This is a genomic window from Faecalibacterium tardum (genome assembly GCF_040096515.1).
Lineage (GTDB): Bacteria > Bacillota > Clostridia > Oscillospirales > Ruminococcaceae > Faecalibacterium > Faecalibacterium tardum.
Window position 1 is genome coordinate 213,296 of sequence record NZ_JBBMEO010000002.1, and the last position, 15,487, is coordinate 228,782.

8 protein-coding genes are annotated in these 15,487 nt (G+C 57.1%); 1 reads left to right on the forward strand and 7 read right to left on the reverse strand.

Going from position 1 to position 15,487, the window contains the following annotated elements; genetic code table 11:
* The first annotated feature begins 237 nt into the window (after window positions 1-237).
* Window positions 238-1,359 carry a cysteine desulfurase family protein gene (locus tag WMO44_RS03290; RefSeq protein WP_349151732.1) on the forward strand — a complete coding sequence of 374 codons (1,122 nt, stop codon included), beginning with the start codon at window positions 238-240 and terminating at the stop codon, window positions 1,357-1,359.
* Window positions 1,360-1,483: 124 nt separating this feature from the next.
* Here WMO44_RS03290 and tuf read toward each other — a convergent pair whose 3' ends face one another.
* The 7 genes from tuf to rpoD all read right to left on the reverse strand — a co-directional run bounded on the left by tuf (window position 1,484) and on the right by rpoD (window position 15,485).
* Window positions 1,484-2,686 (reverse strand): elongation factor Tu, encoded by a 1,203-nt coding sequence (gene tuf, locus WMO44_RS03295; RefSeq protein ID WP_055184522.1) that lies wholly within the window; start codon window positions 2,684-2,686, stop codon window positions 1,484-1,486.
* 172 nt (window positions 2,687-2,858) lie between these two features.
* Entirely contained in the window at window positions 2,859-4,985 is a 2,127-nt protein-coding gene (gene fusA, locus WMO44_RS03300; RefSeq protein ID WP_097774838.1) for an elongation factor G, read from the reverse strand.
* A 24-nt stretch (window positions 4,986-5,009) separates the two neighbouring features.
* Complete coding sequence (gene rpsG, locus WMO44_RS03305; RefSeq protein ID WP_005926179.1) at window positions 5,010-5,480, reverse strand: 30S ribosomal protein S7; 471 nt, start codon at window positions 5,478-5,480, stop codon at window positions 5,010-5,012.
* Window positions 5,481-5,639: 159 nt separating this feature from the next.
* On the reverse strand, window positions 5,640-6,068 hold the full coding sequence (rpsL, locus tag WMO44_RS03310; protein WP_005926182.1) for a 30S ribosomal protein S12: 429 nt from the start codon (window positions 6,066-6,068) through the stop codon (window positions 5,640-5,642).
* Window positions 6,069-6,361: 293 nt separating this feature from the next.
* The gene (gene rpoC / locus WMO44_RS03315; RefSeq protein ID WP_349151733.1) at window positions 6,362-9,934 is read right to left on the reverse strand and encodes a DNA-directed RNA polymerase subunit beta'; all 3,573 of its coding nucleotides are present in this window, start codon (window positions 9,932-9,934) and stop codon (window positions 6,362-6,364) included.
* A gap of 128 nt (window positions 9,935-10,062) precedes the next feature.
* Window positions 10,063-13,926: a DNA-directed RNA polymerase subunit beta gene (rpoB, locus tag WMO44_RS03320; RefSeq protein WP_349151734.1), complete on the reverse strand. Its 3,864-nt coding sequence runs from the start codon at window positions 13,924-13,926 to the stop codon at window positions 10,063-10,065.
* Window positions 13,927-14,402: 476 nt separating this feature from the next.
* A complete protein-coding gene (gene rpoD, locus WMO44_RS03325) occupies window positions 14,403-15,485 on the reverse strand; it encodes an RNA polymerase sigma factor RpoD (RefSeq protein WP_349151735.1) in 1,083 nt (360 codons plus the stop codon).
* Between the last annotated feature and the right edge of the window lie 2 nt (window positions 15,486-15,487).

The following is a 15,487-nucleotide window of genomic DNA, read 5'->3' on the forward strand; positions in this document are numbered from 1 at the left end:
CCTTCTTTTTGTGTTCCTTCCAACAACCGGAACCGCTCCGGCAAGGCAGCAGCGGCGCCGCAGCCTTTTTGATAAGTATAGCAGATTTTGGGCTTTCCAGCAAGGTGTTGACAGCTTTTTCTTGCCCGTTGCACCGCGCTTCGGGCTGCGGGGGTTGCGCTTTGGAACGGAATGGCCTATAATAGAGCCTGTTCTTATTTCCTACTATCATAATATGTTGATATTACAGGAGGCTCTATGCTCTATCTGGATTACTCTGCCAACACCCCCGTGGACGAGGCGGTGCTGCAATGCTTCTGCGAAGCGGAGCGGCGTTACCCGGGCAACGCCAACGCCCACCATCAGGCAGGTACTGCCGCGAAAGCCGCTATAAACGAGGCGACCCGCAGCATCGCCCGCTGTCTGGGCGCACCGCCTGCGGGCATCATCTACACCTCCGGCGCAAGCGAAGCCAACAACCTTGCTGTAAAGGGGCTGGCGGCGCTGGGGCGTGCGGCAGGCAGGCACATCCTCTCTACTCCGCTGGAGCATTCGTCCGTCAGCGGCAGTCTGGAAGCCCTGCAAAAGCAGGGGTACGAGGTGGAGCTGCTGGACATCTGTTCGGACGGCACGGTAGACCTTGCAGACCTGAAAAACCGGCTGCGCCCGGACACTGTGCTGGTGGCTGTGACTGCCGTGGACAGCGAACTGGGCGTGGTGCAGCCCATTGCGGAAATTGCAGAGCTTTTAAAGGCGTATCCCAACTGTCGTTTCCATGTGGACGCCACGCAGGCTGTGGGGAAAATTCCCGTACAGTTTGAGGGCGTGGACACCATGAGCCTGACAGCCCATAAGTTTTACGGGCTCAACGGCATCGGTGTACTGGTAAAACGGCTGGGACTGGCACTGCCGCCCCTCATTCATGGTGGAGAGAGCACTACCCCCTACCGCAGCGGCACACCTACCGTAGCCCTTGCCTGCTCGCTGGCGCTGGCCTTGGAAAAGGCTACTGCGGAACTTCCCGTCCGCGCCGCAACCGTCCGCAGTCTGAACGATCGACTGCGTGCAGAACTTTCCCGCTATCCAAAAGTGCGCATCAACAGCCCGGCAAACGCTGTGCCGCATATCTTAAACCTGAGTGTGCAGGGCGTAAAGGGCACCGTATTCCAGCGGGAGCTGGACGCACGCGGGGTGTGCGTCTCGGTCAAATCTGCCTGTTCGTCCGACGGACTGCCCTCCCGGGCAGTGCTGGCGGTCAGTCAGGATCGGCGCAACGCCCTTTCCTCTTGGCGCATCAGCCTGAGCCACCTTACCACAAAGGAGGAAGTGACCGGCTTTCTGCAGGCCTTTGCAGACTGCTATAACACCCTGACCCGGTAAAGGAGCTGTGAAACAAAGCCGTTTGTAACTGCCATAAACAAACAAAAAGACCTTCCCGCTCTCCGGAACGGGAAGGTCTTTATAAATTGCTAGTTAGCCTTGGAACTTACATTCAAGGACAAAATCACTCAATGATCTTGCCAACAACGCCGGAACCAACGGTACGGCCACCCTCACGGATAGCGAAACGCAGGCCCTCTTCCATAGCAACGGGGGTCAGCAGCTCAACGTGCATCATGACGTTATCGCCGGGCATGCACATCTCGGTGCCTTCGGGCAGGGTGATGATGCCGGTCACGTCAGTGGTACGGAAGTAGAACTGAGGACGATAGTTGGAGAAGAAGGGAGTGTGACGGCCGCCTTCGTCCTTGGTCAGGACGTAGACCTGAGCCTCAAAGACGTTGTGGGGGTGCACAGTGCCGGGCTTAGCCAGAACCTGGCCACGCTCGATCTGGGTACGATCAACACCACGCAGCAGAGCGCCGATGTTATCGCCAGCCTCAGCGAAGTCCAGAGACTTACGGAACATCTCCAGACCGGTGATGGTGGTGTTCAGACGATCGGGCTTGATGCCGACGATCTCCATAGCGTCGCCAACCTTGGCGATACCACGCTCAACACGACCGGTAGCAACGGTACCACGGCCAGAAATGGTCATGACATCCTCGATGGGCATCAGGAAGGGCTTATCCTCCTCACGATCCGGGTTGGGGATGTAGGAGTCAACAGCATCCATCAGCTCCTTGATGCAAGCGTAAGCAGGATCCTCGGGATCGTTGGGAGCCTCCAGAGCCTTCAGAGCGGAACCACGAATGATCGGGGTGTCGTCGCCCGGGAAGTCATACTCGGTCAGCAGCTCACGGATCTCCATCTCGACCAGATCCAGCAGCTCTTCGTCGTCGACCATATCGCACTTGTTCATGAACACAACGATATAGGGCACGCCGACCTGACGAGCCAGCAGGATGTGCTCACGGGTCTGGGGCATGGGACCATCGGTAGCAGCAACGACCAGAATAGCGCCGTCCATCTGAGCAGCACCGGTGATCATGTTCTTAACGTAGTCAGCATGGCCCGGGCAGTCAACGTGAGCGTAGTGGCGCTTCTCGGTCTGGTACTCAACGTGAGCGGAGTTGATCGTGATACCACGAGCACGCTCCTCAGGAGCCTTATCGATGTTAGCGTAGTCCATGAACTCTGCATCACCCTTCAGAGCCAGGTACTTGGTGATAGCAGCGGTCAGAGTGGTCTTGCCGTGGTCAACGTGACCGATGGTGCCGATGTTAACATGCGGCTTAGAACGGTCGAACTTTGCCTTTTCAGCCATTGGAATATCCTCCCTTAATTTAGGTTTTGATATTGGTTACAACAACCCTGCAAAATGCAGACATTGCACTGCAAGGCTATTCTACTAAATTTGCCCTGTAAAATCAAGTGCTTTTACAGGAAATTTTGCCGGAGTTACACTACCCCGGCAAAATTCTTATGCTTTACAGCGCTTAGCCCTTGGTACGGCCAGCAATGATCTGGTCAGCAATGTTCTTGGGAACCGGCTCGTAGTGAGAGGGCTCCATAACATACTGGCCACGACCCTGAGTCTTGGAACGCAGGTCGGTAGCGTAGCCGAACATCTGAGCCAGAGGCACAAATGCGTTGACACGCTGGGTACCGGCCATAGCCTCCATGCCCTGGATCTGACCACGGCGGGCGTTCAGGTCACCGATAACATCGCCCAGATACTCATCGGGAACGATAACAGCAACCTTCATGATGGGCTCGGTGATGATGGGATCAGCCTTGCGCATAGCATCCTTGAATGCCATAGAACCAGCGATGGAGAAGGCCATTTCAGAGGAGTCGACCTCATGATAAGAACCATCCCACAGGGTGACCTTGACATCAACAACAGGATAGCCTGCCAGAACGCCGGACTTCATAGCACCCTGAATACCGTTGTCGATAGCAGGGATGTATTCCTTCGGGATAGCGCCGCCAACGATGGCGTTGACGAACTCGTAACCCTTACCGGGCTCGTTGGGCTCGATCTTGATCTTAACGTGACCGTACTGGCCCTTACCACCGGACTGACGTGCGTACTTGGTCTCCTGGTTGGCCTCCTTGCGGATAGTCTCACGGTAAGCAACCTGGGGAGCACCCACGTTTGCCTCGACCTTAAACTCACGCAGCAGACGGTCAACGATGATCTCCAGATGCAGCTCGCCCATACCAGCAATGATGGTCTGGCCGGTCTCTTCATCGGTGTAGGTCTTGAAGGTCGGATCCTCTTCGGCCAGCTTTGCCAGCGCGATGCCCATCTTCTCGTTACCAGCCTTGGTCTTAGGCTCAATAGCAACGCGGATAACGGGCTCAGGGAACTTCATGGACTCCAGAATGATGGGATGATTCTCATCACACAGAGTATCACCAGTGGTGGTGTTCTTCAGACCAACAACAGCAGCGATATCACCTGCGTAGCAGCAGTCGATATCCTTGCGGTGATTGGAGTGCATCTGCAGGATGCGGCCCATACGCTCCTTGCTGTCCTTCACGGAGTTGTAAACAGTAGTACCTGCCTCAACCTTACCGGAGTACACACGGAAGTATGCCAACTTACCAACAAACGGGTCGGTAGCGATCTTGAAAGCCAGAGCTGCGAAGGGAGCGTCGTCAGAAGACGGACGGGTCTCCTCTTCCTCAGTCTCGGGATTCACGCCCTTGATGTCAGGGACATCGGTAGGAGCGGGCATATAGTCAACGATAGCGTCCAGCAGCTTCTGCACACCGCGGTTCTTGTAGGAAGAACCGCAGACAACGGGAACCAGCGTGTTAGCGATGGTCTCCTTGCGGATCGCAGCCTTCAGCTCGGCACGGGTGATTTCCTCGCCCTCAAGGTACTTTTCCATGAGCTCTTCGTCGTTCTCAGCAACAGCCTCGATCAGGATGTTGTGATACTCCTCAGCCTGCTCACGCATATCCTCGGGAATGGGCTCGGTACGCATATCGTTGCCCATGTCATCGTAGTAGACCTCAGCGTTCATATCGACCAGGTCAACGATACCACGGAAGGTATCCTCCTGACCGATCGGCAGCTGGATGGCCACGCCGTTGGCGTGCAGACGATCATGCAGCATCTTGATGCAGCGGAAGAAGTCAGCACCCATGGTATCCATCTTGTTGACGTACACCATACGGGGGACTTTGTATTCATCAGCCTGACGCCAAACGGTCTCAGACTGAGGCTCGACACCACCCTTTGCGGCCAGAACGGTCACAGAACCGTCCAGAACACGCAGAGAACGCTGAACCTCAACAGTGAAGTCCACGTGGCCCGGAGTGTCGATAATGTTGATGCGGTGACGATTCTTCTTGAACGCAACCGGATCCTTCTGGGTCTCGGAGTGAGACCAGTAGCAGGTGGTAGCAGCGGAAGTGATGGTGATACCACGCTCCTGCTCCTGAACCATCCAGTCCATGGTGGCACCGCCATCGTGGACCTCACCGATCTTATGGTTGATACCGGTGTAGTACAGGATACGCTCGGTAGTGGTCGTCTTGCCGGCATCGATATGAGCCATAATGCCGATATTTCTCGTCATCTGAAGAGAAACTTCTCTGGGTGTAGCCATGAAATTAACCTCCTACAGAACAGATCAATAACGGAAATGTGCGAAAGCCTTGTTAGCTTCTGCCATCTTGTGAGTGTCCTCACGCTTCTTCACGGCGTTACCAGTGTTGTTGGCAGCATCCATGATCTCAGCAGCCAGACGCTGTGCCATGGTCTTCTCACCACGGGTGCGGCTGTAGGCAGTCAGCCAGCGCAGACCCAGAGTCTCGCGGCGAGCGGGGCTGACCTCCAGGGGAACCTGGTAGTTAGCGCCACCAACACGGCGGGTCTTGCACTCGAGGCTGGGCATGATGTTCTCCATCGCCTTCTCGAAAGTCTCCAGAGGATCGTTGCCGGTCTTTTCCTGAATCATGGAGAAAGCTTCGTAAACGATCTTCTGAGCGACGCCCTTCTTGCCATCCAGCATGACGCTGTTGACCAGACGGGTGACCATCTTGGAATTGTAAATAGGATCAGCTAAGACATCGCGCTTAGCAATGTTACCTCTTCTAGGCATCTTTCTTCCCTCCTTCACAGAATGATATCATCGGTACTCGAAAGTAATAAAACTCCCGTTGTGTCACAAAGAGCTGACCTTACATAAACCGTTACCCTCCGCTTTTAAGCGGACTTGTTATTTATATAAAGGAAAGCCGTTTATGGCGGTTGTCCTCAATTACTTCTTTGCAGCACCGGCCTTAGGACGCTTTGCGCCGTACTTGGAGCGGGCCTGATTACGGCCTGCCACACCCTGAGTATCCAGGGTACCACGGATGATGTGGTAACGCACACCGGGCAGGTCCTTAACACGGCCGCCACGGATCAGCACGACGGAGTGCTCCTGCAGGTTATGGCCGATACCGGGAATGTAAGAGGTGACCTCGATACCATTCGTGAGGCGGACACGAGCAACCTTACGCAGAGCAGAGTTAGGCTTCTTGGGGGTCATGGTACGAACTGCAGTGCAGACACCACGCTTCTGGGGGCTGCTCAGATCAGAGTACTGCTTCTTCTGAGAGTTATAAGTCTTCTGCAGAGCGGGAGCGGTGCTCTTGGTAGTCAGGACCTCACGGCCTTTGCGTACAAGCTGGTTAAAAGTAGGCATTTTGTTTCTCCTTTCTTAATGATGAACATCGGAAGCATTTTCCGACTTTTTTGCCGCACTATCCCCATGAGGGACGCGCAACAGTTATATAATACCCGCTTTGCAGCCGGATGTCAACAGTTTTTGCAAATTTTTTTGTATTTATTCCAGATTTTTTCTTTTGGGCAGTTTTCGGCAGAAAATATGCCTTTCCCCTCCCCTGCTGTGCCGCTTTTGCACGCAAAAACCGCCCCGTAGGCTTTCGCCCACGGAGCGGTTTTGTTTAACGGATCAGATCCTGACGGATGCTGCGCTTACTGTGCGGAGGCAGCCAGCTCGGCTGCGATCTCGGCGTCGCGCTCAGCCTCACGGTTCTTCAGATCCTCACGCACCTCCGGCAGACCGGTACCGGCGGGGATCAGCTTACCGATGATGACGTTCTCCTTCAGACCGGACAGCGGGTCGACCTTGCCCTTGATGGCGGCCTCGGTCAGCACGCGGGTGGTCTCCTGGAAGGATGCAGCGGACAGGAAGGAGTCGTTAGCCAGAGCAGCCTTGGTGATGCCCAGCAGCACCTGCTGGTACTCCACCAGCTTCAGGCCCTCTTCGCCTGCATCAATGCGCTTCTGCAGTTCGGCATTGATGTTCTCCACCTCCAGACGGCTTGCCAGAGCACCGCCGATCAGGTTGGAGGAGCCGGAGTCGGTCACGCGCACCTTGCGGCACATCTGACGGACGATGACTTCGATATGCTTATCGTTGATCTCAACGCCCTGCAGACGGTAGACCTTCTGGACCTCGTTGATCAGGTAGTTCTGCACGTCCTCCAGACCCTTGATGGCCAGAATATCCTGCGGGTACAGCACGCCCTCACGGGTGATGATGTCGCCCTTCTCCACACGGTCGCCGGGCATCACGCGGGCATGCTGGGTGAACGGGATGGAGTAGCTCTTGACTTCCTCTGCACCGTTCTCGTCCTTGCCGGTGACCTTGATGACCACGTTCTTCTTGGTGTCGTCCTGAGAGACCACACCGGAGATCTCACTCATGATAGCCATGCTCTTGGGACGGCGGCTCTCGAACAGCTCCTCAACACGGGGCAGACCCTGTGTAATATCTTCGGCAGATGCGATACCGCCGGTATGGAAGGTACGCATGGTCAGCTGAGTACCGGGCTCGCCGATGGACTCTGCGGCGATAACACCGACAGACTCGCCCAGACGAACCGGCTCGCCGTTGGCCATATCGGAGCCGTAGCAGCGTGCGCAGACACCGGTCTTTGCACGGCAGGTCAGCAGGCTGCGGATCTTCAGGCGGGTGATGCCGGCTGCCTCGATCTCGTTGGCATCGTACAGGTCGATCATCTTGCCCTCGGGCACGATGACCTTGCCGGTGATGGGGTTGACCACATCGCCCACGGCAAAACGGCCGATCAAACGCTCGCGGAAGCTCTCGATCTTCTCCTTGCCCTCGTGGATCTCAGAGACCCACAGGCCATCGGTAGTGCCGCAGTCGATCTCGCGGACGATGACGTCCTGAGAAACATCGACCATGCGGCGGGTCAGGTAACCGGAGTCGGCGGTACGCAGAGCGGTATCGGCCAGACCCTTACGAGCACCACGGGCAGAAACGAAATATTCCAGAATATTCAGACCTTCGCGGTAGTTTGCACGAATGGGCATCTCGATGGTGTGACCGGCGGTGTTTGCCAGCAGGCCGCGCATACCAGCCAGCTGCTTGATCTGGTTCATAGAACCACGAGCACCGGAGTCTGCCATCATATAGATCTCGTTGTCCTTGGGCAGGTTGTCTGCCAGAGCCTTAGAGACCTTATCGGTGGTCTTCTGCCAGATATCGATGGTCTTGTTGTAACGCTCGTTATCCGAAATCAGACCACGGTTGAACAGCTTGCCGACCTTGGCGATCTCCTTGTCAGCCTCAGCGATCAGTTCCTGCTTCTGGGGCGGGATCACAGCATCGCACACAGCCACGGAGATTGCGGACAGGGTGGAGTACTTATAGCCCTGTGCCTTGATGGCATCCAGCATCTTAGCACACTTGCGGGTGCCGTTGCGGGTCATGCAGCGGGAGATGATCTCAGGCAGGGTCTTTTTGGTCACGCGGAAGCTGACCTCATACTCCAGCCAGTGCTCGGGATCAGTACGATCCACATAGCCCAGATTCTGGGGAATAGGATTGTTAAAGATGATGCGGCCGGCGGTGGCATCCACCAGACCGGTGCGCTCCACACCGTCAATGGTCATGGTGCGGCGCACCTTGATGGGTGCGTGCAGGGTGATGACGTGCTCGGCGTAAGCCATCAGAACCTCGTTCTCATCACGGAACACCTTGCCTGCGCCCTCGTCGTTCTCGCGGACGGTGGTCAGGTAGTAGCTGCCCAGAATCATATCCTGCGTAGGCACGGTAACAGGTGCGCCGTCAGAGGGCTTCAGCAGGTTGCCGGAAGCCAACATCAGCATCTTGGCCTCACGGCAGGCATCCTCGCTCAGGGGCAGATGGACTGCCATCTGGTCGCCGTCGAAGTCGGCGTTGAATGCGGTACAGGCCAGCGGGTGCAGCTTGACGGCACGGCCTTCCACCAGCACGGGGTTGAAGGCCTGAATGCCCAAACGGTGCAGGGTAGGTGCACGGTTCAGCAGCACGGGATGACCCTTGATGACGGTCTCAAGGCTGTCCCAGACTTCGGGCTTTGCGCGTTCGACCATCTTACGGGCGGACTTGATGTTGTTGGCAATGCCCTTCTCCACCAGATCCTTCATGACAAAGGGTTTGAACAGCTCCAGAGCCATTTCCTTAGGCAGACCGCACTGATCCATCTTCAGCTCAGGGCCGACAACGATAACGGAACGGCCGGAGTAGTCAACACGCTTGCCCAGCAAGTTCTGACGGAAACGGCCCTGCTTGCCCTTCAGCAGATCAGAAAGGCTCTTCAGTGCGCGGTTGTTGGGGCCGGTGACCGGACGGCCGCGGCGGCCGTTGTCGATCAGGCTGTCCACAGCCTCCTGCAGCATACGCTTCTCGTTGCGCACGATGATGTCGGGAGCGCCCAGCTCCAGCAGACGGCGCAGACGGTTGTTGCGGTTGATGACGCGGCGGTACAGGTCGTTCAGATCGGAGGTGGCAAAGCGGCCGCCATCCAGCTGGACCATGGGGCGCAGGTCAGGCGGCAGCACAGGCAGCACATCCATGACCATCCACTCGGGGCGGTTGCCGGAGATGCGGAAAGCCTCGACAACTTCCAGACGCTTGAGGATACGCACACGCTTCTGGCCGGAGGACTTTTCTACCTCGGCGGTCAGCTCAGCGCTCAGCTGATCCAGATCGATCTCCTTCAGCAGGGTCTGGACAGCCTCGGCGCCCATAGCAGCCTCGAACTCGTCGCCGTAGCGATCGCGCATTTCGCGGTATTCCTTCTCGGTCAGCAGCTGCTTCTTGTCCAGCGGGGTCAGACCGGGATCGGTGACGATATAGCTTGCAAAGTACAGCACCTTTTCCAGCAGGCGGGGGCTGATGTCCAGCATCAGGCCGATGCGGCTGGGGATGCCCTTGAAGTACCAGATGTGGCTCACAGGAGCGGCCAGCTCGATGTGACCCATACGCTCACGGCGAACCTTGGCCTTGGTGACCTCGACGCCGCAGCGATCACACACCTTGCCCTTGTAACGGATACGCTTGTACTTGCCGCAGTGGCACTCCCAGTCCTTGGTAGGTCCAAAAATGCGCTCGCAGTACAGGCCGTCACGCTCCGGCTTCAGGGTGCGGTAGTTGATGGTTTCGGGCTTTTTGACCTCGCCGTAGCTCCAAGCGCGGATCTGCTCCGGGGAGGCAAGGCCGATTTTAATGGAATCGAAAACGTTGTTTTCCATGAAACGAACCCTTTCTTAATCTCTAGTTGTCTCGATGATACAGGCGGCTTTTCTGTTGCAGGATCACAAGCACTTCTCCCCTGCCGCAGCACGCGGCCAAGGGGCAAAGGCTGTGTTCAGTATCCAGATCAGAAATCTACTTCGTCAGAAGCAGCCGGAGCCTCAGCACCGGAGTTATCATCCTCCAGCACAGAAGGATCATCGAAACCTGCATCGGCGTCCTTGATGTTATAATCGGTCAGTTCGCTCTCCTGCACCACAGTCTCGGTGCCGGCAACATCACGCATATCAAAGCCGGTCTCTTCGTCATCGAAGTTCTGGCGCATGTCGATCTCGTTGCCGTCCTTGTCCTGCACGATCACGTCCAGACCCAGAGACTGCAGTTCCTTCAGCATAACGCGGAAGGACTCGGGGATGCCGGGCTGCGGGATGGGCTCGCCCTTGACGATGGCTTCGTAGGTCTTGACACGGCCCTCCACGTCATCGGACTTGACAGTCAGGATCTCCTGCAGGGTGTAAGCAGCACCGTAAGCCTCCAGTGCCCAGACCTCCATCTCGCCGAAGCGCTGGCCGCCAAACTGAGCCTTGCCGCCCAGAGGCTGCTGGGTAACCAGAGAGTAGGGGCCGGTAGAGCGGGCGTGGATCTTATCATCGACCAGGTGATGCAGCTTGAGGTAGTACATATAACCAACGGTAACGCGGTTATCGAACTTTTCACCGGTACGGCCATCGTAAACGGTGGTCTTGCCGTCACGATCCAGCTCGATCTTGGAGAAGTCAATGATGTGACCCTTCTCGCCCATGATCTTGGGGAGCTTGGTGGGATATGCGGGAGCATTCTCGCCGTGCCACATCTCGCGGGCGGTATCAAAGGTATCGCCGATGTCGTTCTCACGAGCAGAGTCAAAGACGGGGGTCATGACCTTGATGCCGCAGGCCTTGGCAGCGTAGCCGAGGTTGACTTCCAGCACCTGACCGATGTTCATACGGGAAGGCACGCCCAGCGGGTTCAGCACGATGTCCAGCGGAGTGCCGTCGGGCAGGTAGGGCATATCCTCCTGCGGCAGGATGCGGGAAACGACACCCTTGTTACCGTGACGGCCTGCCATCTTATCGCCGACGCTGATCTTACGCTTCTGGGCGATATAGCAGCGGACGACCTCGCGCACACCGGGCTGCAGCTCATCGCTGTTCTCCGGGGTAAAGACCTTGACATCCACAATGATGCCGTATGCGCCGTGGGGCACACGCAGAGAGGTGTCGCGCACCTCGCGGGCCTTCTCGCCGAAGATGGCGCGCAGCAGGCGCTCCTCAGCGGTCAGCTCGGTCTCGCCCTTCGGGGTGACCTTACCAACCAGAATGTCGCCGCTCTTGACCTCGGCACCGATGCGGATGATGCCGCGCTCGTCCAGATCCTTCAGGGCATCTTCAGAAACGTTGGGGATGTCGCGGGTGATCTCCTCGGGTCCCAGCTTGGTATCGCGGCTCTCGGTCTCGTACTCCTCGATGTGGATGGAGGTGTACACGTCCTCACGCACGATCTTCTCGTTCAGCAGAACGGCGTCCTCGTAGTTGTAGCCCTCCCAGGTCATGAAGCCGATCAGGGCGTTCTTACCCAGAGAGATCTCACCGTTGCGCATTGCGGGGCCATCGGCCAGCACCTGACCGGCGGTGACGTTCTCGCCCACTTCCACGATGGGGCGCTGGTTGATGCAGGTGCCTGCGTTGGAGCGGGCAAACTTGATCAGAGAGTAATCCTCCAGAGCGCCCTGCTCGTTGCGCACGACAATGTGGTCGGCATCGACCTTCTCCACAATGCCGTTGCTCTTAGCCAGCACAGCGGTGCCGGAGTCGGTAGCAGCCTTGTACTCCATACCGGTAGCAACGATGGGCTGCTGGGTGACCATCAGAGGCACTGCCTGACGCTGCATGTTAGAACCCATCAGAGCACGGTTACAGTCGTCGTTCTCCAGGAAGGGAATGCAGGCGGTAGCAACAGAAACCATCATACGCGGAGAAACGTCCATGTAATCGACCTTCTCTGCGTCGATTTCCAAGATCTCGTCGCGGCGGCGGGCAGACACACGGGGACGGATGAAGTGCTTGCCTTCGTCCAGCGGCTCGTTGGCCTGTGCCACAACGTACTCGTCCTCCACATCGGCGGTCATATACTCCACCTCGTCGGTGACGACCTGCTCGATGAGGTTGTTGTTCTCGTCGTAGATCTTCTTGACCTTGCGGTAGGGAGCCTCCACGAAGCCGTACTCGTTAATCTTGGCGTAGGATGCCAGATAGGAGATCAGACCGATGTTGGGGCCTTCAGGGGTCTCGATGGGGCACATACGGCCATAGTGGCTGTAATGAACGTCGCGGACTTCGAAGCCTGCGCGGTCACGGCTCAGACCGCCAGGGCCCAGAGCAGACAGACGGCGCTTGTGGGTCAGCTCAGCCAGAGGGTTGTTCTGATCCATGAACTGAGACAGCGGAGAGGAGCCGAAGAACTCCTTGATAGCTGCCACCACAGGACGGATGTTGATCAGTGCCTGCGGAGTGATAACGCTCTGATCCTGGCTCTGCAGGGTCATGCGCTCACGGATGACACGCTCCATACGGGAGAAGCCGATGCGGAACTGGTTCTGCAGCAGCTCGCCCACGCTGCGGATACGGCGGTTGCCCAGATGGTCGATATCATCGGTGGTGCCGATGCCGTAGCCCAGATCGTTCAGATAGTTGATGGAAGACAGGATGTCGTCGATGGTGACGGTACGGCCGATGAGCAGGTCGTGATCCTTCTTCAGACTCTCCATGACCTCCTCGGCGCTGGAAGCGTTATCAAGGATCTTGCGCAGTTCCTTGAGGTTGCAGCGCTCGTTGATGCCGCACTCCTTGACATCCACACCCTTGAATGCGGGGTAGTAGTTGTCGATGATGGCCTGTGCGTCCACGCAGCCGTTGGTGATGACCTTGACCTTGTGGGGCTTATCCTTCATGGGATCATCGATCTTCAGCACCACCAGATCCACGCCGGCGGCATCGATCTGCTCAGCCAGCTTGCGGTCGATCTTCTTGTCAGCCTCGACGAGGATCTCGCCGGTGAAGGGATCCACCACGTTCTCTGCTGCCACATAGTTCATGATGCGGCGTGCCAGAGACAGCTTTTTATTCATCTTATAGCGGCCGAAACGGGACAGGTCGTACCGGCGCGGATCGAAGAACAGCATATCGATCTGGCTGGTAGCGGACTCCACCGTGGGAGGCTCGCCGGGGCGCAGCTTGCGGTAGACTTCCAGCAGACCTTCCTCGCGGTTCTTGGTGGTATCCTTTTCCAGCGTAGCCAGAATGCGCTCGTCCTCGCCGAAGTAGTTCAGGATATCCTCGTTGGTGGACAGACCCAGCGCACGGCACAGCACCGTGACGGGCAGCTTACGGTTCTTGTCGATACGGACATAGAACACGTTGGCGGCATCGGTCTCGTACTCCAGCCATGCACCGCGGTTGGGGTTCATGGTGGCGCTATACAGGTCGTTGCCGACTTTATCCTTAGCATGGCCGTAGAACACACCGGGAGAGCGGACCAGCTGGCTGACGATCGCACGCTCAGCACCGTTGATGACAAAGGTGCCTGCGTCGGTCATCAGGGGGAAGTCGCCCATGAAGATCTCCTGATCCTTCACCTCGCCGGTCTCCTTGTTCAGCAGACGGGCGGTGACGCGCAGGGGGGCTGCATAGGTAACGTCGCGCTCCTTGCACTCCTTGATGCTGTACTTCGGCTCCTTATCCAGCCGGAAGTCCACAAAGCTCAGTGCCAGATTGCCGGTGTAGTCCTCAATGGTGCCGATATCGTGAAAGACCTCCTTCAGGCCTTCATCCAGAAACCACTGATACGAGTTCTTCTGCACCTCGATCAGGTTCGGCATACTGATGACTTCGTCGATGTGGGAGAAGCTCATGCGCTCGGTTTTGCCGAGCTTAACGGGCTTGACTTTCATCATAAAATCAACCACTCCTTACTTTTATATTCTACGGGATGTCGTATACACGGGTCAAATTTGAGCAGACACACATAATTCGACCCGCGTCCTGCGGAACGTTCCGGCGTTTTGCACAAACTTTTCGGGGCACCCCCTCAAGCGGCAGCCATCGCTGTTCCTTTTTTGGCGCACTAGTCCATTATGTGATACTAACGCAGTATACACCCAAAAAGTCCTGTTGTCAAGCCATTTTTCAGTTTTTTGCTGAAATAAATTTAATTTTCGTTTTGTTTTCGCACACCCGGCAGCGTGTATCCGTTTATCTTCCAAGTACTTGATTTTTTTATTTTGCACGTTCCTGTTCATAAACCCCTTGTGCAATTTGTCTATCTTTACTCTTGTGCCCGGAAGTGTGACTTTTGCACTTTCCTGCTGCAAAAAAAGAGACCGCCGCACAAAATGCCGTGCGGCAGTCTTGTCCTATCCATATAGAATGCTCATTCGTCCAGATAATCCCGCAGCAGCTTTGCGCGGCTGGGGTGGCGTAGCTTGCGCAGCGCCTTTGCTTCAATTTGCCGCACCCGCTCCCGGGTCACATTGAACTCCTTGCCCAGTTCTTCCAGCGTGCGGGCACGGCCATCCTCCAGACCAAAGCGCAGAGTGATGACCCGCTCCTCCCTGGGTGTCAGGCTTTTGAGGACGTGCAGCAGCTCCCGCCGCAGCAGCTGACGCCCGGCTTCGTCTACCGGGACACCGGCATCCTCGTCCTGAATAAAGTCCTCCAGATGAGCGTCCTCTTCCTCCCCCACCGGCGTTTCCAGACTGATGGGCTCCTGCGACAGTTGCAGCAGCTCCCGCACCTTGTCCGGTTCCATATCCAGTGCGGCGGCGATCTCCTCCACGGTGGGTTCCCGCCCGTTTTTGTGCAACAGGTCGCCTGCTGTTTTCTTGACCCGGTTGATGCTCTCCACCAGATGCACCGGGATGCGGATGGTGCGTCCCTGATCCGCAATGGCGCGGGTAATGGACTGGCGGATCCACCACGTTGCGTAGGTGGAGAACTTGAAACCCCGCTCCGGCTCAAACTTTTCCGCCGCCTTCATCAGGCCGAGGTTGCCCTCTTGAATCAGGTCCAAAAAAGGCAGTCCCCGCCCGGCGTAGCGCTTGGCTACCGATACCACCAGCCGCAGATTTGCCTCGCTCAAAGCGCGGCGGGCATCTGCATCCCCTGCCCGGGCGGCCTTTGCCAGCGCCATCTCCTGCCCAGCGGTCAGCAGCGGCACCCGGCCGATCTCCTTTAAATAGGTCTTGACCGGGTCATCCAGCGCCACACCCTCCGAGGAAAGCTCATTTTCCAGCCTGCCGATCTGGACATCATCCAGCACAGGCAGCTCGGCAGGCTCCTCCTCTGCCAGATGAACGCCCCGCTGTTCCAGCGCAGCGTAGAGTTCATCCAGCTGTGCAACATCGAAATCCGCTTCCTCCATGGCGCGGCTGATCTGCTCCGGGGTCAGGGTGTGACGGCGAGCCTTTGCGGCAAGGCTGCGGGCAAGTTCTTCCGTTTGCGACAATTTCTGCATGA